This window comes from Acidobacteriota bacterium (assembly GCA_020853395.1).
Lineage (GTDB): Bacteria > Acidobacteriota > Vicinamibacteria > Vicinamibacterales > SCN-69-37 > JADYYY01.
Genome location: JADYYY010000008.1, coordinates 23,945 through 48,171, shown reverse-complemented (window position 1 = coordinate 48,171; position 24,227 = coordinate 23,945). Strand labels below are relative to the sequence as shown.

24 protein-coding genes are annotated in these 24,227 nt (G+C 69.5%); 7 read left to right on the top strand and 17 right to left on the bottom strand.

The features are described 5' to 3' along the window. Window positions 1-35: 35 nt before the first annotated feature. The 7 genes from IT184_07570 to ileS form a co-directional block, all read right to left on the bottom strand. A complete protein-coding gene (locus IT184_07570; GenBank protein MCC7008659.1) occupies window positions 36-3,170 on the bottom strand; it encodes an efflux RND transporter permease subunit in 3,135 nt (1,044 codons plus the stop codon). A 13-nt stretch (window positions 3,171-3,183) separates the two neighbouring features. Further along, window positions 3,184-4,182 carry an efflux RND transporter periplasmic adaptor subunit gene (locus IT184_07565; GenBank protein ID MCC7008658.1) on the bottom strand — a complete coding sequence of 333 codons (999 nt, stop codon included), beginning with the start codon at window positions 4,180-4,182 and terminating at the stop codon, window positions 3,184-3,186. Between the two features lie 206 nt (window positions 4,183-4,388). Next, window positions 4,389-4,928, bottom strand: coding sequence for an NUDIX hydrolase (locus IT184_07560; GenBank protein MCC7008657.1), 540 nt, complete (start codon window positions 4,926-4,928; stop codon window positions 4,389-4,391). After that, on the bottom strand, window positions 4,925-5,875 hold the full coding sequence (locus tag IT184_07555; GenBank protein ID MCC7008656.1) for an RluA family pseudouridine synthase: 951 nt from the start codon (window positions 5,873-5,875) through the stop codon (window positions 4,925-4,927). The genes IT184_07560 and IT184_07555 overlap by 4 nt, the downstream gene beginning before the upstream one ends. A gap of 31 nt (window positions 5,876-5,906) precedes the next feature. Beyond that, entirely contained in the window at window positions 5,907-6,680 is a 774-nt protein-coding gene (gene lgt / locus IT184_07550) for a prolipoprotein diacylglyceryl transferase (GenBank protein MCC7008655.1), read from the bottom strand. Next, complete coding sequence (gene lspA / locus IT184_07545; GenBank protein MCC7008654.1) at window positions 6,661-7,314, bottom strand: signal peptidase II; 654 nt, start codon at window positions 7,312-7,314, stop codon at window positions 6,661-6,663. Before lspA ends, lgt begins: the two co-directional genes overlap by 20 nt. Further along, entirely contained in the window at window positions 7,224-10,037 is a 2,814-nt protein-coding gene (ileS, locus tag IT184_07540) for an isoleucine--tRNA ligase (protein ID MCC7008653.1), read from the bottom strand. The genes lspA and ileS overlap by 91 nt, the downstream gene beginning before the upstream one ends. A gap of 35 nt (window positions 10,038-10,072) precedes the next feature. Between ileS and IT184_07535 the strand changes: the two genes are divergently transcribed. Next, window positions 10,073-10,753, top strand: coding sequence for an HAD family hydrolase (locus IT184_07535; protein ID MCC7008652.1), 681 nt, complete (start codon window positions 10,073-10,075; stop codon window positions 10,751-10,753). A 10-nt stretch (window positions 10,754-10,763) separates the two neighbouring features. On the opposite strand, the gene IT184_07530 is transcribed toward IT184_07535, so the two are convergent. From IT184_07530 to thiD, 7 genes are all read right to left on the bottom strand, one after another. After that, window positions 10,764-11,105: a histidine triad nucleotide-binding protein gene (locus IT184_07530; protein ID MCC7008651.1), complete on the bottom strand. Its 342-nt coding sequence runs from the start codon at window positions 11,103-11,105 to the stop codon at window positions 10,764-10,766. Further along, window positions 11,102-12,028 carry a peptide chain release factor N(5)-glutamine methyltransferase gene (prmC, locus tag IT184_07525; GenBank protein MCC7008650.1) on the bottom strand — a complete coding sequence of 309 codons (927 nt, stop codon included), beginning with the start codon at window positions 12,026-12,028 and terminating at the stop codon, window positions 11,102-11,104. The genes IT184_07530 and prmC overlap by 4 nt, the downstream gene beginning before the upstream one ends. A 1-nt stretch (window position 12,029) precedes the next feature. After that, a complete protein-coding gene (gene prfA / locus IT184_07520; GenBank protein ID MCC7008649.1) occupies window positions 12,030-13,139 on the bottom strand; it encodes a peptide chain release factor 1 in 1,110 nt (369 codons plus the stop codon). Further along, window positions 13,120-13,401 carry a molybdopterin converting factor subunit 1 gene (gene moaD, locus IT184_07515; GenBank protein ID MCC7008648.1) on the bottom strand — a complete coding sequence of 94 codons (282 nt, stop codon included), beginning with the start codon at window positions 13,399-13,401 and terminating at the stop codon, window positions 13,120-13,122. The genes prfA and moaD overlap by 20 nt, the downstream gene beginning before the upstream one ends. Continuing rightward, complete coding sequence (locus IT184_07510) at window positions 13,392-13,889, bottom strand: molybdenum cofactor biosynthesis protein MoaE (protein MCC7008647.1); 498 nt, start codon at window positions 13,887-13,889, stop codon at window positions 13,392-13,394. The genes moaD and IT184_07510 overlap by 10 nt, the downstream gene beginning before the upstream one ends. Window positions 13,890-14,007: 118 nt before the next feature. Next, window positions 14,008-15,315, bottom strand: coding sequence for a dicarboxylate/amino acid:cation symporter (locus tag IT184_07505; protein MCC7008646.1), 1,308 nt, complete (start codon window positions 15,313-15,315; stop codon window positions 14,008-14,010). Continuing rightward, entirely contained in the window at window positions 15,312-16,088 is a 777-nt protein-coding gene (gene thiD / locus IT184_07500; protein ID MCC7008645.1) for a bifunctional hydroxymethylpyrimidine kinase/phosphomethylpyrimidine kinase, read from the bottom strand. Before thiD ends, IT184_07505 begins: the two co-directional genes overlap by 4 nt. Before the next feature lie 16 nt (window positions 16,089-16,104). Here thiD and IT184_07495 point away from each other — a divergent pair, with 16 nt between their 5' ends. After that, window positions 16,105-16,710, top strand: a complete 606-nt coding sequence (locus IT184_07495) for a biotin transporter BioY (GenBank protein MCC7008644.1) — start codon at window positions 16,105-16,107, stop codon at window positions 16,708-16,710. Here the strand turns inward: IT184_07495 and IT184_07490 are convergent. From IT184_07490 to IT184_07480, 3 genes are read right to left on the bottom strand one after another with little or no spacing between them, the layout of a single operon-like run. Further along, on the bottom strand, window positions 16,687-17,379 hold the full coding sequence (locus IT184_07490) for a class I SAM-dependent methyltransferase (protein MCC7008643.1): 693 nt from the start codon (window positions 17,377-17,379) through the stop codon (window positions 16,687-16,689). The genes IT184_07495 and IT184_07490 overlap by 24 nt on opposite strands. Further along, entirely contained in the window at window positions 17,376-18,995 is a 1,620-nt protein-coding gene (locus tag IT184_07485; GenBank protein ID MCC7008642.1) for a glucose-6-phosphate isomerase, read from the bottom strand. Before IT184_07485 ends, IT184_07490 begins: the two co-directional genes overlap by 4 nt. A 43-nt stretch (window positions 18,996-19,038) precedes the next feature. Then, window positions 19,039-20,463, bottom strand: a complete 1,425-nt coding sequence (locus IT184_07480) for an aldehyde dehydrogenase family protein (GenBank protein MCC7008641.1) — start codon at window positions 20,461-20,463, stop codon at window positions 19,039-19,041. Window positions 20,464-20,494: 31 nt separating this feature from the next. Between IT184_07480 and erpA the strand changes: the two genes are divergently transcribed. From erpA to IT184_07455, 5 genes are all read left to right on the top strand, one after another. Further along, window positions 20,495-20,824: an iron-sulfur cluster insertion protein ErpA gene (erpA, locus tag IT184_07475; GenBank protein ID MCC7008640.1), complete on the top strand. Its 330-nt coding sequence runs from the start codon at window positions 20,495-20,497 to the stop codon at window positions 20,822-20,824. Between the two features lie 123 nt (window positions 20,825-20,947). Beyond that, window positions 20,948-21,949, top strand: coding sequence for a transcriptional repressor (locus IT184_07470; protein MCC7008639.1), 1,002 nt, complete (start codon window positions 20,948-20,950; stop codon window positions 21,947-21,949). Then, a complete protein-coding gene (locus IT184_07465; protein MCC7008638.1) occupies window positions 21,946-22,770 on the top strand; it encodes a PHP domain-containing protein in 825 nt (274 codons plus the stop codon). Before IT184_07470 ends, IT184_07465 begins: the two co-directional genes overlap by 4 nt. Next, complete coding sequence (locus IT184_07460) at window positions 22,771-23,511, top strand: ATP-binding cassette domain-containing protein (protein ID MCC7008637.1); 741 nt, start codon at window positions 22,771-22,773, stop codon at window positions 23,509-23,511. Then, on the top strand, window positions 23,508-24,203 hold the full coding sequence (locus tag IT184_07455; protein MCC7008636.1) for a haloacid dehalogenase-like hydrolase: 696 nt from the start codon (window positions 23,508-23,510) through the stop codon (window positions 24,201-24,203). Before IT184_07460 ends, IT184_07455 begins: the two co-directional genes overlap by 4 nt. The last annotated feature ends 24 nt before the right edge of the window (window positions 24,204-24,227 follow it).

Here is a 24,227-nt window from a genome sequence, read left to right as displayed (position 1 = left end):
TGGCACCATCACCTCACGACTCATCGGTCCTCTCGCTACCCCACGTGCGATCGGCCGTTCGTCGGCAGAGCCGCGAGCCGCGGCCGTACCGAGACAGCCGCGCGCCGACCGGCCAGCAGGTCGGCCAACGCTTCCATGTACAGGTAGAAGACCGGCGTGATGAACAGGGTGAGCGTCTGTGAGACCACGAGGCCGCCGACGACCGCCAAGCCGAGCGGCTGCCGCGCCTCGGCGCCGGCTCCGACGCCCAGGGCGATTGGCAGCGTGCCGACGAGCGCTGCCATCGTCGTCATCATGATCGGCCGGAACCGCACGAGACACGCTTCGTACATCGCTTCGGCGGGCGACTTGCCCTGCGTCCGCTGCGCCTCGATGGCGAAGTCGATCATCATGATGCCGTTCTTCTTGACCAGGCCGACGAGCATGATGACGCCGACGAACGCGTACAGATTGAGATCCACGCCGAAGACGAGCAGCGTCAGCAGCGCGCCGAGACCCGCCGCCGGCAGGCCCGAGAGGATGGTCAGCGGGTGGATGAAGCTCTCGTACAGGATGCCGAGGACGACGTAGATCACGAAGATCGCCATCAGCAGGATGATGCCGAGCCCGCGGGTGGACTCCTGAAACGCCTGCGCGGTGCCCTGGAACGACGTCGCCACGGTAGACGGCAGCTCTTCCAAGGCGGCCTGCTGCACCTGCGCGACCGCCTCGCCGAGCGAGATGCTCGGGCGGATATTGAACGACAGCGTCACCGACGGGAGCTGGCTCGTGTGGTTCACCGAGAGCGGACCGACGGCCGTCTCGACCCTCGTCAGGCTCGAGAGCGGGACGCGGTCACCCTGGCCCGTCCTCACGAACAGCAGGTCGAGCGCCGACGCGTCGCGCTGGAACTCCGGCGCGACCCGGAGCAGCACCTGATAGGCGTTGTTCGGGGCGTAGATCTGGCCGATCTGCCGCGAGCCGAACGCGCTGTACATCGCGCCCTCGACCTGGTCGGCGCTGACGCCGAGCGCGGCCATGCGATCGCGGTCGAGCGCGACGTTCACCTGCGGGTTCGTGAGCAGCAGGTCGCTCGAGACGTCCTGGAGCGCCTGCATCTCCCGCATCCTCGCCTCGAGCTTCGTGCCCGCTTCGTACAGCGCCGCCGTGTCGGTGCCGGTCAGCGTGAACTGGTACGGCGCGCGCGTCGCGCGGCCGCCGATGTTGATCACCGGCGGGTTCGTGAGAAAGACCCGCACACCCGGAATGCCGGCGAGCTTCGGGCGCAGCGCCTCGATGATCTGGTCGGCGGTGAGGAGGCGCTCGTGGCGCGGCTTCAGCTCGATCTGCAGGCGGCCGCCGTTGGCCGACTGCGCCAGGCCGCCCGTGCTCCCGATCGACGAGGTCACGGACTTCACGTTCGGATCGGACTGGATGACCCGCATGACCTGGAGCTGGTGCTCCACCATCGCCGGAAAACCGAGCCCCTGGGCCATCTCGGTCTGCGCGTTGATCTGGCCGATGTCCTGGCTGGGGATGAAGCCCATCGGGATGATGCGGAAGCAGTACACCGTGGCGACCAGCAGCAGGGCCGAGATGCCCATCGTGACGCCATGGTGCGTCATCGCACGCTGGAGCAGCCACGCATAGCCGCTGCGCGTCGCCTCGAACAGGCGCTCGATGCCCATGTACAGCTTGCCGTGGCGCTGCTCGGCCGGCGGCCGCAGGAAGCGCGCGCCGAGCATCGGCGTGAGGCTCAGCGACACGAAGCCCGAGATCAGGATGGCGACCCCCATCGTGACCGCGAACTCGTGCAGCAGCCGGCCCACGATCCCTCCCATGAACAGCACCGGGATGAAGACCGCGGCCAGCGAGACGGTCATCGAGATGATCGTGAAGCCGATCTCCTTGGAGCCGCGCAGCGCGGCCGTCATCGCGTTCTCGCCGTGCTCCATGTGGCGCACGATGTTCTCGAGCATGACGATCGCGTCGTCCACGACGAAGCCCACCGAGAGGGTCAGCGCCATGAGCGACAGGTTGTTCATGCTGTAGCCGAGCAGCGACATGGCGGCGAACGTGCCGATGATCGACGCGGGCAGCGCCAGGCTGGGGATGATCGTCGCGGACAGATTCCGCAGGAAGAGGAAGATCACCAGCACGACGAGCACGACGGTGAGCGCGAGGGTCAGCTTGATGTCGTGGATCGACTCGCGGATCGACTCGGACCGATCCTGGCGGATGGCCAGCGAGACGGACGCCGGCAGTTGGCTCTGGATCTGCGGCAGCAGCGCGCGGATGGCGTCGACGATTTCCACCGTGTTCGTGCCGGGCTGCCGGTTGATCGACAGATAGATCGTCCGGTCGCCGTTGAACCAGCTCGCCACTTTGTCGTTCTCGACGCCGTCGTACACGTTCGCGACCTCGTCGAGCCTGACGGGCCGGCCGTCGCGGTAGCTGACGATGAGCCGCCGGAACATCAGCGCGTTCATCATCTGGCCGTCGGTCTTCACGGCGAACGTGCGCTCGTCCCCGTAGAGCGTGCCGGTCGGCCGGTTCACGCTGTTCCGGCTCACGGCGCTGGCGATCTGCTCGATGTCGAGGTCGCGCGCGGCGAGCTGCCGCGGGTCGACGTCGATCTGCACGGCGAACTTCTGCGCGCCGAAGATGTTGACCTGCGCGACGCCCCGCAGCATCGAAATGCGCTGCGCGACGTTGATCTCCGCGTACTCGTTGATCTGCGAGAGCGGCAGGGTGCTCGAGCTGAGCGTGAGGAACATGATCGGGAAGTCCGCCGGGTTCACCTTCTGGAACGACGGCGGCTGCGGCATGTCGGGCGGCAGGTTGCGCGTGCGCGAGATCGCGAGCTGCACGTCCTGCGCGGCGGCGTCGATGTCGCGGTCCAGATCGAACTGCAGCGTGATCGAGGTGCTCCCGGTCGAATTGGTCGAGCTGATCGACGAGATGCCCTGGATCGCGGAGAACTGCTTCTCGAGCGGCGTCGCGATGGCCGACGCCATCGTCTCCGGATTGGCGCCCGGCAGGTTGGCCGAGACCGCGATCGTCGGGAAGTCCACGGCCGGCAGGTCGCTCACCGGCAGCGAGCGGTAGCCGATGATGCCGAACAGGACGATCGACAGTTGCAGCAGCGTGGTGGTGACCGGACGCTTGATGAACAGTTCCGAGAGATTCATGGCGCTGATCCTGCTATTCGCCAGCCGGCTTGACGCTGACCTTGGCTCCGGGCGTCAGGCGAAGCTGACCGTCGGTGACGACGGTATCGCCCGCGTTCACGCCCTCCTCGATGACGCTGACTTCGCCTTCCACCCGTGCCACCGTGACGGGACGGATCTCGACCGTGGCGTCGGGCTTCACGAGATACACGTACTGTCCCTGTTGACCTGCCTGAACCGCGGCATTCGGCACGACGCGCGCGCGGGGGTCGATCGAGAGCTGGAGCGTCACGTCCACGAAGGCCCCGGCCCACAGCCGGCGATCGCGGTTCGGGAACATGGCCTTGAGGCGCACGGTGTCGGTCGTCTGGTCCACCGTGTTGTCCACGAACGTCACCGCTCCGCTCGACGGCGTCGCCTTCGTGCCGGCAGGCGCCGCGTCGACCTTGAGCCCGGCGTTGGGACGCAGTTGCGGCAGCAGGCGCGCCGGCACGGCGAACGTGACGTACGCCGGCGTGATCTGGTTGATCACGACGAGCGGCGACGCGTCAGTCGGCCGGACGAGCGACCCTGGATGCACCAGCAGGGCGCCCGTGCGCCCGGAGACGGGCGCCGTGATCGTCGTGTACTCGAGCTGCAGCTTCGCGTCGTCCACGCGCGCGGCGTCGGAGGCGGCCGTGGCCTGGAGCATGGCGTATTGCGTGGCGAGCGCTTCACGATCGGCGCGCGACGCCAGCCCCTGCTTGAAGAGCTCCTCCGAGCGCGCGACCTGGATGCTCATGCCCTTCGCCTGCGCGGCGCTGCGCGCAAGCGCCGCCTCGGCCTGCTTGAGCGCCAGCTCGAAGGCCTGAGGTTCGATCTTGAACAGCACCTGCCCGGCGGTGACGTCGTCGCCCTCCTTGAAGCCGACGCTGACGAGCTGCCCGGTGACGCGCGGCCGGATCTCCACCGAGGACGACGCCTCGACGTTCCCGACCGTGCGGACGTTGACTGCCATCGGGCGCTCGACGACCTGGCCCGTCGTGACGGGCACCGGAGCAGATCCGCCAGCGCGGCCGCCCCGTCCCGCGCCGCCGGCGCGCCCTGACTCGGTGGCCGCCGCCCCTTCGCCTGCCGCGCCTCCGGTACAGCCGGTCCCGAGAAGCCATGAGGTGATGAGCAGAAAAGCCAGGACGCGAGTGTGGTTCATAACGTCAGCCGGGGCTTGTAGATGTTACGCCACGGCGGGGGCAACGTGTATTACAACCGATCGAGGAGCGTGAGGCCGACGATGGTCTTCATGTCGGCGATTTCCCCGCGTTCGACGAGCGTCCACGCCTCCCGCACTGACAGTGTCCTGGGCTCGATCTGCTCGTCCGGATCCTTCGGCAGCGGCCGGGCGGGCGTGACCAGGCCCGAACACAGGTAGAAGATCATCCGCTCGTCGCAGAAACCGGGCGAGGGATAGAAGGTGCCAAGGCGTCGCAGCCGGGTGGGCCGCAGACCGATTTCCTCCTGGCATTCGCGGCGAGCCGCCCGGGCAGGCGGTTCGCCTTCCTCCAGCGACCCTGCCGGCAGTTCCCAGAGCCACCGGCCCACGACGTAGCGGAACTGGCGGATCAGCACGATCTCGCCGCGTGCCGGCTGCGCAATCAGCACGACCGACCCCCGGTGCCTGACGGCTTCCATCGTGAGCGTCCGTCCGTTGGCCAAAGGCACGCGATCGCGTTCGATCCGGAAGATGCGTCCTTGGTAGATCACTTCATGCCCGGTCGCCCGGGCGCGTCGTCGATTCGTCATGGTGTCGGTCCCGCGCCGCCGGCCCGCCCGATCGCGCGGCGGAGCACGGTCAGCACCTCGCTCAGATCGTCCGGCAGCGGCGCTTCGAAAGAAAGGGGCGTCTGCGAGATCGGGTGCGCGAAGGCCAGACGCGATGCATGCAGGAAGGGACGACGGAGACGGGTCGTCGCCGCCGCACCGGCCACCATCCTTCGGCGCACGCCTCCGTAGAGCGGGTCGCCGACCACTGGACGGCCGGCCTCGCTGAGGTGTACGCGAATCTGGTGCGTGCGGCCGGTGCCGATCCGCACGCGCACGAGCGTCACGTCGCCGAGCGGCTCGGCGTCGACCACGGTGGTCGACGCGGATCGGCCTCGCGCCGTACGGCTCGACATCCTCAGCCGCTGTCGGGAATCGCGGCCAATGGCCGACTCGATCGTCCGTCCCGGCGCGAGGTGACCCCAGACGAGCGCCACGTACTCCTTGGTGACGAGGCGATCGTGGAACTGTCGCGCGAGCGCGCGATGGGCGGCGTCGTGCTTCGCCACGACCATCACGCCCGACGTGCCGCGATCGAGGCGATGGACGATCCCGGGACGTTGCTCACCGCCGATCCCGCTCAGGCCGCGCACGTGATGGAGCAGCGCGTTGACCAGCGTGCCGCTGGAATGGCCCGGGGCCGGATGGACCACGAGCCCGGCGGGCTTGTCGACGACGACGATGTCGGCATCCTCGTAGAGGATGGTGAGGGGAATCGGCTCGGCCGCCGGCGTCGAGGGTGCGGGCGGAGGCACGGTGACGAGCACTTCGGCGCCGGCCGGCACGGGCGAGCTCGGCTTGGCCGGCTGCCCGGCCAGGGTCACGTGCCCGGCGTCGATCAACCGCCGGACTTGCGAGCGGGACAGCGCAGGCACGTGACGCGCCACGAACACGTCCAGCCGGCAGCCGGCATCTGGCGGAGCCGCCACGAGCTGCGCATGCCGGCTGGACGCAGGCGCATCAGGCACGGGCGCGCGCCCGCAGGCGCTGCAGCATGACCAGCGCCAGCGGCACCATGATCAGCGACACGATCTGCGACGTCGAGACGCCGTAGAACATGCCCCGATCGTCTCCGCGAAAGAACTCGATGACGAATCGCGAGACGCCGTAGAGCAGCACGTAGAGCCAGAACGTGCGGCCGGCGAAGACGCGCCCTCGGCGTTCCGTGGCGAGGAGCGCGACGAGAACGATCAGCTCGGCCGCGGCCTCGTAGATCTGCGTCGGGTGCAGCGGGATGCCGAGCGGCGTCCCGACGTTCGCGAGCGCGAGCGGGTTCGTGAAGGTGATGGCCCACGGGACGGTGGTCGGTTTGCCGTAGCAGCAGCCGGCCAAGAGGCAGCCCAGACGGCCGATGACGTGTCCGAGCGCGATGCCCGGCGCGAACATGTCCGCCGTGGTCCAGAGGGGCAGCCGGTAGCGGCGGGTCAGCACGATCGCCGTCACGAGCGCCGCCAGCAGGCCGCCGTAGAACACGCCGCCCGCGCGCACGAGCGTCAGGAGCTCGCGCGGCTGGGCGACGAAGTACCGGAAATCGACGACCACCAGCATCAGCTTCGCGCCGACGAGCGCGGCGATGATGAGGTAGATGCCCACGTCCATGATGCGCGCCCCGTCGAGACCTCGTCGGCGGGCGCGAACGACGGCGAGCTGCAGCGCGACGAGATAGGCGACGGCGAGCAGCACGCCGTAGGCGTAGACGGGCCAGCCGCCGACCTCAAACAGAATCGGGTGCATGTCGATTCACGAAGAGGATGTCGACGCACACGAGGATCGCGCCGATCGTGATCGCGGCGTCCGCCACGTTGAACGCCCAGAAATGCCAGCTCCGGAAGTACACGTCGACGAAATCCACGACGTAGCCGTGGCGGAGCCGGTCGATCAGATTGCCGATCGCTCCGCCCAGGATGAGCGACAGGCCAAGACGCGCGAGCCGCTCGTGCGCCTGCACGTAGCGCGAGTAGAACACGATGCTCGCGAGCGCGACGAAGGCGAGCCCGCTCGTGAACAACCCGCGCTGCGGATGGTCGAGCGTGTTCATCAGCCCGAACGCGACGCCGGCGTTGCGGACGTGGACGAGGTCGAGCAGCCGCGGGACGATCGTCTTCGCGGAGTACAGTGGAATCCACGTGACGATCAGCGCCTTGATCGTCTGGTCCGCGATGACCGTGGCCGCAATCACCCACCAGACGAGCCCGCCGCGTGCGTCGGCGGGCCGATCCACCGTGGCGGTCGCCGGCGGTGCCGGGGCATCGAGTGGCGGCGTCGGCGTCGGCTCGCTCAAGCCGACACTCCGACGGCTTCGGCGCAGCGCTCGCACAGGCCCGCGAGCTCGCCGTCTTCGACCTGCACGCCGACGATGCGCCAGCATCGGGGACACTTGTCGCCAGCCGCTCGCGAGACCTCGACGGCCAGCGCCCCCGAGTCCTGACGAATGAGATCCACGGCCGAGGTGATGCACAGCATCGGCAGATCGTCGCGGCTCTGCTCGAGCAGGTCGGCGTCGGTGCCGCTGGCGCGAATCGTCACGTGGGCGGCGAGCGAGCTGCCGATTTCCTTGCGCTGCCGGGCCCCCTCGAGCGCCGCGTTCACCTGGCGGCGGATCTCGAGCAGCCGCTCCCAGCGCGCCTCGAGTGCGGCGTCTCGCCAGCGCTCGAGGTCGGGCGCGAAGTCGGCGAGGTGCACCGAGGCTTCCCGCGGGCCGGGCAGGTGCCGCCACACCTCGTCGGCGGTCATCGACAGGATTGGCGCGAGCAGGCGGCACAGGCCGTCGGCGATGACGTACTGCGCCGTCTGCGCCGACCGGCGCGCAGCGGAGTCCGCGCGCAGCGTGTACAGACGGTCTTTCGAGACGTCGAGGTAGAACGCGCTCAGGTCCACCGTGACGAACTCGTTCAGGATCTGGAAGATGGCCTGGAAGTCATAGGCGTCGTAGTGCCGCTGCACGTCCGCGGCCACGTGCGCCATGCGCGCAAGCATGTAGCGGTCGACCTCGAGCAGCCGATCCGCTGCGCTCACGCGGTCGCGCGCCGGATCGAAGTCGTAGAGATTGCCCAGCAGGTACCGCAGCGTGTTGCGAACCTTTCGATACGCCTCGACGACCCGCGACAGGATCTCCTGGCTGATCCGGATTTCGTCGCGGTAATCGCTCATCGCCACCCACAGCCGCAGGATGTCGGCGCCGTTCTGGTCGATCACGGTGTGCGGCGCGATCGACGTGCCGAGCGACTTCGACATCTTCCGTCCCTCGAGGTCGATGAGGAACCCGTGGGTCAGCACCTGGCGGTACGGCGCGCGCCCACGTGTGCCGAGCCCGACGAGGAGCGAGCTCTGGAACCATCCGCGATGCTGGTCGCTGCCCTCGAGGTACAGATCGGCCGGCCATGTGAGCTCCGGGCGAACGGACAGGACGGCTTCGTGGCTCGATCCGGAGTCGAACCACACGTCGAGGATGTTCATCTCCTTCTCGAAGTCCTGCGCGCCGCATGCCGGGCACGCGAGGCCGTCTGGCACGAACGCCGCCGTCGCATGGCTGTACCACGCGTCGGCGCCGTGGGCTTCGAAGACTCGCGCGGCCTGCTCGACGATGGCGGCCGACGTCAGCGCCTCGCCGCAGCGGGTGCAGTCGAGCGCCGGAATCGGCACGCCCCAGACCCGCTGCCGCGAGACGCACCAGTCGGGGCGATGCGCGACCATGTTGAAGATGCGGTCGTGCCCCCACGACGGAATCCACTGCACGTCGCGATCGATGGCGTCGGTGGCCGCGCGCCGAAGCGTCCGATCCGACGCGCCGGCCGATGCGTCGCCGAGCGGCGCGTCCATCCTGATGAACCACTGCGACGTCGCGAGGAAGATCACCGGATGGTGGCAGCGCCAGCAGTGCGGGTACTGATGCGAGAAGAGCTCGCGATGCCACAGCCGGGCGCGCTCGTGGAGTGCCTGTTCGACGCTGGTGTTGGCGTCGAAGACGCGCTGGCCGGCGAAGATGTCGACCGAGTCGAGGAAGTGGCCGCCCGGGCCGACCGGCGCGTAGATGTCGAGGCCGTACTTCATGCCCGTGGCGAAGTCGTCGGCGCCGTGGCCGGGCGCCGTGTGGACCGCGCCCGTGCCGGCGTCGAGCGTCACGTACTCCGCGAGCACGCCGACCGAGTCGCGCGCGTACAGCGGGTGCTGAAAGCGCACCCCCTCCAGCGCGGTGCCTTTGAACGTCGCGATCGGAGGGCCGAAACGGCGTCCGACGGCGGCGCCCACCCGATCGGCCAGCGCCTCGGCGACGATGACGAGCCGCCCGTCCACGTCGTACGCCCCGTAATCGAACTCCGGATGGAACGCGACCGCGAGGTTCGACGGGATGGTCCACGGGGTCGTCGTCCAGATCAACACCGCGACGTCGCGGTTGGCCAGAGCAGGGACGCGCGCGGCCAGGTCGGCGGCGCCCGCCGGCGATGCCGGGAACTCGACGTAGATCGACGGCGACGTGTGCTCCTCGTACTCGACCTCGGCCTCGGCGAGCGCGGTGCGGCAGTGGATGCACCAGTGGACCGGCTTCTTGCCTTTGTAGACCAGGCCGCGCTCGACGAAGCGGCCGAAGGCGCGCGCGATCGCCGCCTGATACTTGAAGTTCATCGTCAGGTACGGCGCGTCCCACGTGCCGAGCACGCCGAGCCGCTGGAACTGCGCGGTCATCGTGTCGATGAAGCGCTCGGCGTACGCGCGGCACGCCTGGCAGAACTCGGCGACGGCCATGTCCCGCTTCTTCGCGCCGAGCTCTCGATCGACCTTCAGCTCGATCGGCAGGCCATGACAGTCGTATCCGACGACGAACGGCGCATCGAAGCCGGCCATCGAGCGCGACTTCACGACCATGTCCTTGAGGATCTTGTTCAGCGCCGTGCCGAGATGGATGTTGCCGTTCGCGTACGGAGGACCGTCGTGCAGCACGAACTTCGGGCGGCCCTGTCGCCGCGCCCGAATCTGTCCGTAGAGGTCCATGTCCTGCCAGCGGGCGAGCGTCTCCGGCTCGGTGGCGGGCAGGTTCGCCTTCATCGGGAAACCGGTTCGCGGAAGGTTGAGCGTCTCTTTCCAGTCGCGCATGAGGGGTCGAAACTGACATTCTATAATCGGACCCGGTGGCTCGCACCGCGGCCGTCTTCTTCGACGTCGACTTCACCCTGATCCATCCCGGCCCGCGATTCGACGGCTCCGGCTATCAGGCGAGCTGCGCCCGGCGGGGCATCGTGGTCGATCCGGCGCGGTTCGAGACGGCCGTCGCCGGCGCAGCGTCAGCCCTCGAGTCGGCCGACGGCCTCTACGACCATCGAATCTTCGTCAACTACGCGCGGCGCGTGATCGAGCTGATGGGCGGCGATGCGCCGGGCGTCGACGACGTGGCGCGCGAGCTGTTCGAGGAGTGGGCCGAACATCGCCATTTCTCGCTCTACGACGACGTGGTCGAGACGCTGCAGGTGCTGCGCGATCGAGGCATCCGCGTAGGGCTGATTTCGAACTCGCACCGGTGCCTCGCGTCGTTCCAGGCGCACTTCGCGCTCGACGACCTGGTGAGCGTGGCGGTCTCGTCGGCCGAGCTCGGCTACATGAAGCCGCATCCGAACATCTTCCGCGCGGCCCTGGATCTCATGGGCGTGCGGTCCACAGAGGCCGCGATGGTGGGTGACAGCCTGCAACACGACGTGAACGGCGCGCGGAGCGTGGGCATGCAGGGCGTCCTGCTCGCTCGTGGCGGCGTGCCGGCCGTGAGCCAGGACGTCACCGTGATCCGCTCGCTCATCGAGCTGCCGGCGAGACTCTAGTCCAAGTCGATCATCCCGGCGGCCAACTGAAATGCCTGCCGCCGAGCACGTGCAGATGGATGTGGAACACGGTCTGGCCGGCCGCGGCGTTGCAGTTGAACACCGTGCGGTATCCCAGGCTGTCGTAGCCGCGCTCGGCGGCGATCGCGGCGGCGCGGCGCACCATCGATCCGATCAGCTCGTCCTGAGACGCGCTGAGATCGTTCAACGTCTCGATGTGCTGGCGGGGCACGATGAGCACGTGCATCGGGGCTTGCGGGTTCACGTCGTTGAACGCCACCAGCACGTCGTCTTCGAACACCGTGGACGCCGGGATCTCACCGGCGACGATTCGGCAGAAGAGGCAGCTCATCGGCCGATTATACGGAGCCGCGGCGAGGGCGGCGCGCCTCGTCGGGCCACCAGCACGCGGGGATGGCACGCGAGATCCGGCTCGATGCCGATCGGCGAGAGACTCGTCGCCTCGGCGGCCAGCCGGCGGACGCGCTCGTCCTGATCGCTGCCGATCTCGACGACCAGCCAGCCGCCTGGATCCAGCGCGCGTTCGGCCCGAGGCAGCAGCGATCGGAGCACCTCGAGCCCATCCGGTCCACCAAACAGGGCGATCGGCGGCTCGTAGTCGCGGACGTCCGGCATCAATTCCTGACGGCTCTGCTCAGCCACGTAGGGCGGGTTCGAGACCACGAGGTCATAGGCGCCGATCGCGCCACCGACGAGCGGCTCTTCGACGAACCGGACGTCAGCGACACCGAGATCGGCGGCGTTGCGGCGCGCGACCGCGAGCGCCGCGGGCGAGACGTCCGTCGCGACCACCTCGATGCCCGGCCGCTCGAGCGCGAGCGTGACGGCGATGCACCCGCTGCCGGTGCCCACGTCGACGACGCGCACGCGCGCGACGTGCGGTCGGCGCTCGTCGATCGCCCGCAGGGCCTCGTCGACGACGCGCTCGGTTTCGGGACGAGGGATCAGCACGTCCGGCGTGACCCGAAAGGGACGTCCGTAGAACTCCCGGATGCCCGTGATGTACGCCACGGGCTCTCGGCGGGCGCGGCGGGCGACGGCTGCGTCGAAGGCCTCTGTGAACCCGGCGGGCGGCCGCTCGTGCATGTGCGTGAGCCAACCGGCGCGGTCCCAACCGAGAAGATGCCGTGCGAGCACCTCGGCGTCCATGCGGCTCGAGTCCGCGGGCCGGCCCGCCGCACCGAGCGCGCGGGCCGCGCGGTCGACGAGGGCGGCGACGGTCGGCGCCGCGCCGGACGGAGGGCGCCCCCGCACGTCAGCCGGCCGACCGCGTTTCAGCCGGACCGACCGCCGTCGCTTCGCGGAGCCGCTCGGCCATCTCGCGGGCATCGAGCGCCCCCATCAACTCGTCGAGATCGCCGTCGAGGGCATCGGCGAGCTGATGGATCGTGAAGTTAATCCGATGATCGGTGATCCGGTTCTCCTTGAAGTTGTACGTCCGGATCTTCTCCGATCGTTCGCCCGTGCCCACCTGGCCCCGCCGCTCCTTCGCAATCGCTTCCTGCTGTCGCCGCATCTCGATCTCGTACAGGCGCGCGCGCAGGACCTTCAGGGCTTTCTGGCGGTTCTTGATCTGCGACTTCTCGTCCTGCTGAGAGACGACGAGCCCCGTCGGCAGGTGGGTGACCCGCACTGCCGAGTACGTCGTGTTGACGCTCTGGCCGCCGGGTCCGCTCGAGCAGAAGGTGTCGATCCGGAGATCCTTCGGGTCGATCTGGATGTCCACTTCCTCCGCCTCGGGCAGCACCGCGACGGTCGCGGTGGAGGTGTGGATGCGGCCGCTCGCTTCGGTGACCGGGACGCGCTGCACGCGGTGGACGCCGCTCTCGTGCTTCATGAAGCGGTAGGCGCCGCGCCCCTCGATGCTCGCGATGACCTCTTTGATGCCCCCGACGCCGGTGGCATGGCTCGAGATGACGTCGACTTTCCAGTGATGCCGTTCGGCGAAGCGTGTGTACATGCGGAAGAGGTCGGCGGCGAACAACGCGGCCTCGTCTCCGCCGGTGCCGGCCCGGATCTCGAGCATGACGTTGCGGTCGTCGTTCGGGTCCTTCGGGATGAGCAGCCGCTCGATCTCCGCTTCGAGCGCGGTCAGCTTCGCCTGGAGCGGCGTCACTTCCTCGGCCGCGAGCTCGCGCAGATCGGCATCGCCGGAAGCGGCGAGGTCGCGCGCCTCGACGAGAGCGCGCTCGTGATGGCGGTACTCGCGATAGCGGTCGACGATCTCCTGCAGATCGGCGAGCGACTTGGAGTGCGTCCGGTACGTCGACGGATCCGCCTGTATCGAGGCGTCGCTGAGCAGGCGCGTCAGCTCGTCGTAGCGCGCTTCGACCGACTGGAGTTTCTCAAGAACCTGCGGCGTCATCCTGCGTCCGTTCACCCTGACCGCCCGACACGGGCGGCAGAAAAGCCACGTCATCGCCGTCGCGGAGGCGCGTGTCCATTCGCGCGAACTCTTCGTTCACGGCCGGCGAGACGGCGCCGCTGAAGCTCTCGAGGCCGGCGTGCGCGCGCACGAGGGCGCGCCACGCGTCGGCCGCCGACGCGCCCGGTGGAAGATCGCAGGCCCACTCGCTCGTGCCCGCCCGCTCACGCAGCATCGCGAACAGCCGCACCGTCACCCGCACGATCGCTCCAGCGCCTGGCGGCGCGCCGCATCGTCGGTCGGGTCGGCCAGCGCGCCCTCGACCCAGGCGTCGCCGCCCTCGAAGAACTCGTGTTTCCACACCGGGGCGATCTGTTTGACTCGTTCGATCGCATAGCGGCACGCCGCGAAGGCGGCCGCGCGGTGCGCCGACGCCGCGACGATGACGATGCTCGCCTCGCCGATCTCGAGCCGTCCGACCCGGTGCACCAGGCCGAGCACGGTCCTGGGCCATTCCACGTCCGCTTCCGCGACGATCTGGCGGAAGACCTTCTCGGCGAGCGGCGCGAAGGCTTCGTACTCGAGATGTCGCACCCGGCGCCCGCCGTGCACCGCGCGCACGACGCCGACGAAGCTCGCGATCGCGCCGTATCCGTCCGCCAGCCATTCCGCCCGGGCCGACACGTCGGCCGTCAGCCGATCGAGCGACAGCGGCTCGCGCACGATGCCGACGAGCGGCGCCGCGGACATCGGTGCAGTGTACAACGGCGGCCAGGCACGGGACGTGCGGCGCGGCCCGTCGTGCGCGCCGCGCCGTTCCACTCTCGCGCGGCGCACTCGAGAAGCCGGCGCGCGTCCGGCCGTTGCGTCAGGTGTGGGTGCCGGACGCGGCCGACGGCGCGCCGCGGGTGAGCTCACGCGCGAGCGTCTCGCGGTCGAGCTCGCCTTCCCAGCGCGAGACGACGATCGTGGCCACGCCGTTGCCGACGAAGTTCGTGAGCGCCCGCGCTTCCGACATGAAGCGGTCGATTCCGAGAATCAGCGCCAGGCCGGCGATCGGGATCGATGGCACCACGGCCAGCGTCGCCGCCAACGTGACGAAGCCGGCGCCGGTCACGCCCGAGGCGCCCTTCGACGTCAGCATCGCCACGGCGAGCAGCGTGAGCTGTTCGGTGATCGTCAGGTCGATGTTCAGGGCCTGCGCGACGAACATCGCCGCCATCGTGATGTAGATGTTCGTGCCATCGAGATTGAACGAGTAGCCAGACGGCACGACGAGACCGACAACGGACTTGGAACACCCGAGGCGTTCGAGCTTGTGCATCAGCGGGAGCAGCCCCGCCTCGGACGATGACGTCCCGAGCACGATGAGCAGCTCGTCGCGGATGTAGCTGACGAAGCGCACGATGCTGAACCCGGTGAACGCCGCGATGGCACCGAGCCCGAGAAGGACGAACAGCAGGCACGTCAGATAGAACGCGCCCATCAGCTTGACCAGCGGGCCCAGCGCGGCCACGCCGTAGCGTCCGATCGTGAAGGCCATGGCGCCCGCGGCGCCGAGCGGCGCCAGGCGCATGATGACGTTCATCATCCCGAAGAAGATGCGGGAGGCGGCCTCGATCACATGGAGGATCGGCTCGGCGGCATCGCCCAGGCGCAGCATCGCGTAGCCGAAGAGCACCGCGAGCAGCAGGACCTGCAGCAGGTTGCCCGATCCGGTGAAGGCGTCGATGAACGTCACCGGGATCATGTGCAGCAGGAACTCCGCCGTGCTCTGTTCGCTGGCGGCCTTGGCGTACGTCGCCACGGCCGACGCATCCAGCGTCGCGGGGTCGACGTTGAAGCCGGCACCCGGCCGGAGGACGTTGACGACGATGAGGCCGATCACGAGCGCGATGGTGGACACGACCTCGAAGTACAGGATGGCCTTGCCGCCGACGCGGCCGACCTTCTTCATCTCGCCCGCCCCGGCAATCCCCAGCACGACCGTGCAGAAGATCACCGGGCTGATCAGCATCTTGACCAGCGCGATGAAGCCGTCGCCGAGCGGCTTCAGCGCGACGGCGGTGGCGGGATCGTAGTGGCCCAGCAAACCGCCGAGAACGATGGCGACGAGCACCTGGGCGTAGAGCAGCCGGCTGAGCCGGCGGAGGCGCGACGATAGCGATGCGGTCACTGTGGGAAATGGGCGAGCGGGCCGTGACCGCTGCCGAGATGGGGCGCCTGTGCGAGCGCACGCGTCACGTAAGCCTTGGCAGCCTGGATCGCCGGCGCCAGCGGATGACCGAGGGCCAGGCGCGCCGCGATGGCCGCCGCGAACGTGCAGCCTGTCCCGTGCGTGTGCCGCGTCGCGATCCGCTCGCCGGCGAACTCGGTGAACGTCCGCCCGTCGTACAGCACGTCGACAGGCGGCCCGTCGAGATGACCGCCCTTGACGATCGCGGCTCGTGCACCGAGATCGTGGAGACGGCTGGCGGCCGTCCGGGCCGTGGGCACGTCCACGACGATGATGCCGGTCAACACGTGCGCCTCCCGGGTGTTCATCGTCACGACCTCCGCCAGCGGCATCAGTTCGTCCTGCAGTACGCGCACGCCGCCTTCCTCCAGCAACGGGACGCCGGTGCTCGACGCGAGCACCGTGTCGAGGACGACGTGCGGCAGACGCCAGCGGCGCAGCGCTTCCGCTACCGCCGACGCGTTCCCGGTAGAGCCGAGCATGCCGATCTTCACCGCGTCGGCGCCGAAGTCCTCGACGACCATCCGGATCTGCGCCGCGACGATGTCAGGAGGCACGAGGAACACGCTGCCGACGGCGCGCGTGTTCTGGGCGGTCACCGCCGTGACGGCCGACGTGCCGTAGACCCCGTGCGCGGCAAACGTCTTGAGGTCCGCCTGGATGCCGGCACCGCCTCCCGAATCGCTTCCGGCGATTGTCAGTGCCGTGCGCATTGACTAGAATCCTCTCGTGTCTGCTCCTGTCACGTCGCGTGCTCTGATCGCATCGTCCATCGCGGGCTCGGCGCTCGTCACGCCGCTCCGCATCGCGGTGGTCGCGCTCGCGGCCGCCTTCACGGCGGCGGCGGCCCAGTTTACGACGACCGTTCCGTTTACGGCCGTCCCGTTCACGTTGACGCCCATCGCGGTGCTGCTCACCGGGGCCGCGCTGGGCTCACGGCTCGGTGCGATGTCGCAAGTCGTCTACGTGGTCAGCGGGGTCGCGGGGCTCGCCGTGTTCGCGCCTTCAGCGACGCTGCCGCCCGGAGTGCTCCGTGTCCTCGGGCCGACGGGCGGGTATCTCATGGCCTACCCGGTCGCGGCGTTCGTCACGGGCTGGCTGGCCGAGCAGGGATGGGATCGGCGCTACGTCAGCGCGTTTCTCGCGATGCTCGCCGGCTTGGGCGTGATCTACGCAGGGGGCGTGAGCTGGCTGGCGCTCGCGCACGTTGGCGCCGTTGGTTCCGCGCTGACGATCGGTCTCGCCCCGTTCGTGCTGCTCGACGTGCTCAAGCTCGCCGCCGCGGCGATGCTTCTGCCGAAAACCTGGCGGCTAGCGGGCCGCCGGCTTGGGTGATCGGCTCGTCGCCGGACCTTTTCCGAAGACCAGAAGGTACTGGTAGCGAAGAAACGTCTCGTGGGACTTGAAGACGAGTCCCGCGGCCGCCGCATCCCGCCGCACGACGTCTGGATCGACGCGCTCCTCGGGCGCCGGTCCCGGACCACCCGCGCCGTCGTTCTTGAAGTCCACGACACCGAGCAGGCCGTTCGGCGCCAGCGCCTCGTTGATGTGTTCCAGCAGATTGACGGCGTTGCGCAACTGCGAGTACGTGTCCACCATCAGCACGGCGTCGAGCCCCGTCGGCAGCCGCGGATCGTCCATCGTGCCCAGGACCGTGGTCACGTTGCGCAGGCCTTCGCCCTCCGAGACGCGCCGCTGAATCGAATCGATCATCTGCGGCTGTACGTCCTCGGCGTACACCCGGCCATTCGGACCGACGCGACGGGCCAGGCGGATCGTGAACCATCCGCCGCCCGCGCCGATGTCCGCCACGTGGAAGCCGTCGGCGATCCGAAGGGCGTCCATGATCCGTTCGGGCTGCTGCCAGGCTTCCCGGTCGGGGCTTTCGAGGATGACGAGGTCCTCCGGCGGGAAGAGCCGGCCGTGCGGCGGCGTCTGCGCGGCCGGGAGAACCGTCAGCAAGCTGCAGGCTGCGGCGGCGACGAACGGCCGAGGCAAGGTCACGTGAGATCCGAGACGACCCGTTCGAACACGCGGGGGAGATCGGCAGTTGAATCGTCAAGGTGATAGTGCACGACGTGCCGTCCTGCGGCGACGAGAGCCTCGAAGTCGCCGAGCGCCTGCGCCTGCTTGAGGACGCTGAACGTGTAGCCGGCGCCTGGCACGGCCGTCGCCGTGCGGTCCGCCCCCGTCAACAGCACGAAGGTGCCGGTGTTCGGCCCTCCCTTGTGGTACTGCCCTGTCGAATGAAGGTATCTCGGCCCGACGCCGTAGGTCGTGGCCGCACCCGTGCGGTGCCGGATCGTCTCGCGGATTCTGGCGACGGCGCCGCCACGCGCTGCGTCCTGCGGCAGATAGTCGAGCAGCGCCACGTAGCGCCCGGCGTGGGTGGACGGGATGTCGCCGTGCTGACGCCTCGCGATGCCTGATCCGACGGGCACGAGCGGCGGATCGAGCGTGAACGCGCCGCTCTTCGCACGGACGTCGAGCTGCTGCTGCGTCCGGACCTTCGCATCGCGCACGTTCGGTTCGTCGAACGGATTGACGCCCAGCACATGGCCGGCGACGGCCGTGGCGAACTCCCAGCGGTAGAACTCGGCGCCCAGATCGGCAGGCTCGGTCTCGATGATGAACACCGGGTGGCCGGCGGCCTCGAGCGCGTGGGCGCGCTCGCGCGTCTCGCGATCCTCGCGCGTGACGATGGCCACGAACGCGCGATCGGATCCGTACTTCGCCGGCGGGGCCGGCGGCTCGTCGGCGATGGGCAGGATGCCCGTGCCGAGCTTGCCGGTGCTCTCGGCGACGAGCTGCTCGATCCAGGCGGCGATCGGCGCGAGCGGCGGCGCCGCGATCAGGGTGAGCTTGTCTCTGCCGGCCGCCGCCTGGTTGCCCATGAATGCCCCGAGCGCGAGGCCCGGATTCGCCACGTCGTCGTGCGCGCAGTGCGTGGCGAGACGTGCCGCCGACGCGAGCAGGCCCTCGATGTCGATGCCGAGCAGGGCCGCCGGCACCAGGCCGAAGAGCGACAGGGCAGAGTACCGTCCGCCGATGTCGGACGGGTTGACGAACGTGTGTCGGTAGCGTTCGGCTCGGGCCTGCGCGACGAGCGACGTTCCGGGATCGGTGATGGCGACGAAGTGCGCGCCCGTCCGCTCGCCCGTCGTCGCGTGCATCACGGTCCAGAAGTGCCGTTCGAGCGACGTCACCTCGATCGTCGAGCCGCTCTTGCTCGCGACGAGGAACAGCGATCGATCGGGCACGAGCGAACGCGTGACGTCCGACACGGCGCGCTCGTCCGTCGTATCGAGGACCGCCAGGCGGGCCGAGGCCCGCCGCGGGCCGGGCACGTCGCGCAGCACCTCCGCGCAGAGGCTGCTGCCGCCCATGCCGAGCAGGTACACGTCCGTCAGGCCGTCGCTGGCCGCGGCTCTGACGACCCGAGCGACTTCTTCGACGCGCGCCGTCATGGCGCGCGGAGCGTCGAGCCATCCCAGGCGGTTCCGCACGCTGGCATGGACGTCGGCCACCTCGGGCGGCGCGTAGATCAGCGAATCACGGGCGACGAGGCGCGTGGCGATGCGACGCGCGACGAGATCCTGGAGGGACGCACGGTCGGTCATGGGGTCCACAGCATAGCGAATGCGGAGACGACGTTCGTGCCGGTCACCGGTCCTGGTTGATGACGAGCAGCCGCAGGTCCGTCATCTCCTCGATCGCGAATCGCGGACCTTCGCGTCCGATGCCGGAGTCCTTGACGCCGCCGTACGGCATCTGGTCCATGCGATACGACGGCGTATCGTTGAGAATGACGCCGCCGACTTCCAGCTCGTCGAAGGCGAGCAGCGCGTGCTGCAAGGTGTTCGTGAAGACGCCGGCCTGCAGGCCGTAGCGGGAACGGTTGATCTCCTCGATCACCGATCGGAATGCCGAGAAACGGTAGAGCCCCACGAGCGGGGCGAACGCCTCTTCGGCGCAGACCTTGGACGTCGCGGGCACGTCGCTCAGCACCGTGGGCGCGAAGCCGGCGCGGCCGAGCCGGCGGCCGCCCGTCAGGATGCGCGCGCCGGCCGCGACCGCGTCGTCCACCCAGGCCTGCACGCGCGCGGCCTCGCGTTCGTCGATGAGCGAGCTCAGATCGCTCGTCGGATCGAGGGGAGGGCCGACGCTGAGCCGTTCGACGGCGGCGACGAGACGGCTCGCGAACTGGTCGTAGATCGCGTCGTGCACGTAGATGCGCTGCACGGACACGCAGCTCTGGCCTGCATAGGCGAATCCGCCGGCGACCATCTTGGCCACGGCGGCATCGAGGTCGGCGTCGCGATCGACGATGACGCCAGCGTTTCCGCCGAGCTCGAGGACGACGCGCTTGCGCCCGGCCCTGGCCTTCATCTGCCAGCCGACGTCGGCCGAGCCGGTGAAGCTCAGCAGCGCGAAACGCGCGTCGGTCACGAGCTGGTCGCCGACTTCGCGTGCCATCGGCATCACGCTCAACGCACCCTTCGGGACGCCGGCTTCGTCGAGCAGCCGCGCAAGCGCAAGCGCGGAGAGGGGCGTGCGCGTCGCCGGCTTCAGCACGATGGGGTTGCCTGCCGCGATCGCCGGCGCCAGCTTGTGCGCGACGAGGTTCATCGGGAAGTTGAACGGCGAGATGCCGGCGATCGGGCCGACCGGTACCCGGCGCGTGATCGCCAGGCGGCGGCGGCCGCGCGACACGACGTCGAGCGGCATCAGCTCGCCGCCGATCCGCTGCGCTTCCTCGGCCGAGACCCGAAAGGTCAGCACGGCGCGATCGACTTCCCCCAGGGCGTCTCGAATCGGTTTGCCCGCCTCGGCGGCGAGCGTTGCGGCGACAGCCTCGCGCTCCCGGCCGAGCACGCCGGCGACCCGCAGCAGGATCTCGGCGCGCTCGTAGGCTGGCAGCGCAGCCATGGCCCGGCGGGTGCGCACCGCAGCGTCGGCGGCCGTCTCGAACTCCGCCTCGCCCGCGAGGAAGGTGGATCCGACCAGGCTGTCGTCGTAGGGATTGCGCACCGGGAGCGCGTGGGCTGTCGTGGTCCATGCGCCGGCGACCAGGATGGGCGACTCCATGTGTCAGCGGGCTCCTTGCTATAATCAAACCATGATCCACGTGACCGAAACCGCGGCGGAGAAGATCAACGAGCTGCTCGTCGAGGAGAACAAGGTCGGGTCCGGGCTGCGCGTGTTCGTGCAAGGCGGCGGCTGCTCCGGATTTCAGTACGGCCTGATGATCGACGAGGCCGGCGGGGACACGGACTCGGACCAGATCTTCGAAGTCAACGGTGTCCGGCTCGTCGTCGATCCGATCAGTCTGCGGTATCTGAAGAACGCCGAAGTGGATTTCGTGGACAACCAAATGGGCGGCGGCTTCACGATCAAGAATCCGAACGCCAAGTCCACCTGCGGCTGCGGATCCTCGTTCAGCGCCTAGCCGCCGGACCGTCTCTGCCATCGGCGAGGAGGCCGACCATGGCGCGGCTGCGGGTCTTCGCTCGGCGCTCGACGTCCGAGCGCGAATGTGGTGAGTCCCGACCCGCCGCCGTTCCGACGCTCCATGCTGTCTCCCGCTGAATTCGTCGAGCGGCATCGTCCTTCCGGCGGCCGGCGTTCCGGCAAACGGGACGTCATCGTCTCGGTGTTCCTCGAGCAGCAGGGGCATCTCAGCGCCGAACAGCTCGCCGATCTCGTCCGCGCGCGCGACCCGCGCATCAGCCGGGCGACGATCTACCGCACGCTGCAGTGGATGATCGACGCCGGCATCGCGCGGCGCGTGGACTTCGGCGGCGGCAACTTCCGGTTCGAACACGCCTACCGGCATCCCCGGCACTTCCATCTGATTTGCAAGCAGTGCCGGCAGTCGATCGAGTTCCTGAGCTCCGACATCGAGGCGCTCATCGAGGAGGTTGCCGTCGTCCGGCGGTTCCGGCCCGACGAGAGCGTGATTCAGATCTACGGCACGTGCGAGCACTGCGCAGCCGGGCGGCCCGCCGAGCCTCCCGCCGTGCCGCTCGACGCCGTGTTCGCGCGCGATGCGCTCCGCGTGGCGATTGCGACCGAGCGCAGCGGCCTGACGTTCTATGCCCGGGCTGCGAGGCTCGCGCGAGACTCGCGCGGGCGTGACGTGTTTCGTCGGCTGGCGGACGAGGAGAAGGAGCATCTCGCCAAGCTCGAGGCGCGCTACCGCGAACTGATCGCCCAGGATCCCAGGCTCGAGTCGCAGCCGGCCTTTCTCTTCTTCAAGGGCGCGTCCGAAGGGTTGTTCGCGGCCGGGGCCGAGGAGCTGACCCGCAAGGGCGTCACGGACCGCGAGGCGCTGCTCATCGGGATTCGCTGCGAACGCGCGTCGCACCGGTTCTTCCAGCGCTACGGGGAGCGGTTCGAGGAGTCCGAGGGCAAGCGGGTGTTTCTCGAGTTCGCGGCGGAGGAGCGCGAGCACCGCGACCTGCTCGTTCGTGAGTACCGGGATCTCATGGCTCGCCAGCGTCAACGTGCGCCCCGCGGCCGGCGCCCGGCGGACCGGGCCCGTTCCGGACCGCGCGGAAAACGTCCCGCGTGATCGATCTCCACCTCCACACCACCGCGTCCGACGGACGGTCGTCTCCAGAGGAGCTCGCCCGCGAAGCGCACGCGGTGGGCATCACGATCATGGCCGTCACCGATCACGACACGACGGCCGCGATCCGACGGACACAGGCTGCCGCGGCAGACGCCGGCATGGTGTGCATTGCCGGCATCGAAGTCACGGCGGTGTACCGGTCGAAGGACGTCCACATCCTGGGTTACTTCATCGATCCCGAAGCGACGGCGCTGCTCGACTTCCTGTCCGTGCAGCAGCAGCAGCGCCGGCGTCGCCTGCTCGAGATGCTCGAGCGGCTCGAAGGGCTCGGGGTCGCGATCGACGCCGGCCCGCTCGTCGCCGCGACGGCACAGGACGGGCGAAGCGTCGGCCGGCCGCTCGTGGCCGCCGCCCTCGTCGCCGCCGGTCATGCCGCCGACATCGGCGACGCCTTCGAACGTTTCCTCGCCGATGGGCGTCCGGCGTTCGTCGCGCGCCGCGGCAGTCCGCCCGAGGAGGTCGTGGCTCGCATCCACGAGGCGGGCGGCCTCGTGTCGCTGGCGCATCCCGGCAAGATGGGGCTCGACGCGATGATCCCGGGGCTCATCGACCACGGGCTCGATGGCATCGAGGCGTTCCATCCCGACCACACCGCCGACGATCAGGCGCGGTACATCGCCTTGGCCGATGCGCACGGCCTGTGTGTGACGGGCGGGTCGGACTACCACGGGCACGGCAGCGGGCGGGTCGAGGGATTCGGTCGTGTGGCGCTTCCCCGGGAGCGGTACGACGATCTCGTGGCCCGCCGCGGGCGGCTCTGAATGCCGAACGGAACCGGCGCGCCTGCGCTCGTCGAGATCGATCGCGTGGCCAAGTTCTATGGCGCGCCGGCGCCGCTGCGCCTCAGGCGGCTCCACGTGCGCGAGGGCGAGACGCTCGTGTTGCGCGGGCTCGACGCCGCCGCGGCGGAGATCTTCGTCAACCTCGTGACCGGTGCCTCCGTGCCAGACGAAGGGCATGTCCGGATCGCCGGCCGCGACACGCGCGAGATCGCGACGGACACCGAGTGGCTCGCCTCGCTCGATCGGTTCGGCCTCGTGACGCTGCGGGCCGTGCTGATCGGGGCGCTGCCGATCGCGCAGAACCTGGCGCTGCCGATGACGCTCGCTATCGATCCGATGGCCGACGAGGTGCGCGCCGCAGTGGAGCGGCTCGCCGACGAGGTCGAGCTGCCCCGGGCGCGGCTGAGCGCCCCGGCGGGGACGCTGTCGGCTACCGAGCTCGTTCGCGTGCACCTCGCCCGCGCGCTCGCCGTGCAGCCGGCGCTCCTGTTGCTCGAGCATCCCACGGTTGCGCTCGACGACCCGGGCGAGCGCGAGACGTTTGGCGCCATTGTCGCGTCCGCGGCGCGCGCGCGATCGATCGGATGGCTCGCGCTGAGCGACGACGAGGCGTTCGTTCTCGGAACGGGGGCGGAGGCGGCCACCGTCGCGCCTGACAGCGGCGAGCTGCGGCGCGACGGCTGGTGGCGCCGGTTCCTGGGAAAGCGACGGTCGTCGTGACGTCCTGGCTGGTGCTGTTCGACATCGACGGCACGCTCGTCCAGACGCTCGGCGCCGGCGTCCGTGCCATGGCGGACGCCTTCGGCGCGCTGCATGGCCGGCCGGATGCGCTGCACGGCATTCGGGTCGCCGGCCGGACGGACCAGTCGATCGTGATCGACGCGTTCACGCGGATCGGCGTCGAGCCGAGCGATCCGCGCGTGCGGGCGCTGTCGGCCGCCTACTTCGCGCGCCTGCCCGCCGAGCTCCACCGCGCCGAGGGCGCCGGCTTCGGCGTCCTGCCCGGTGTGCGCGGCCTCTTGGATGCGATGACGGCCCGCCGCGACGTGGGCGTCGGCCTGCTCACCGGGAACTTCGAGGCCGGGGCCGCCATCAAGCTCAGGCACTTCGATCTCTGGGATCGGTTCGCCTTCGGCGCGTTTGGCGATCGGCACCTCGACCGGCGGGACCTCGTGCCGGTTGCGCTCGAGCGCGCCCGGCGGGCCGGCATCGACGTGCCGATCTCACGCGTCGTGGTGATTGGCGATACGCCGCTGGACGTGGACTGTGCCCGCGCGCATGGGGCCGTAGCGGTCGGCGTGGCGACGGGGACTTACACGCGGGACGATCTCGGGCAGGCAGGCGCCGATGTCGTGCTGGGCAGTCTGGAGGAGTGCGACCCGGCGGGTGCCTGGCTGGCCGGCCTCGGGTGAGCGCCGGCTGTGCGGTCGAGCCGC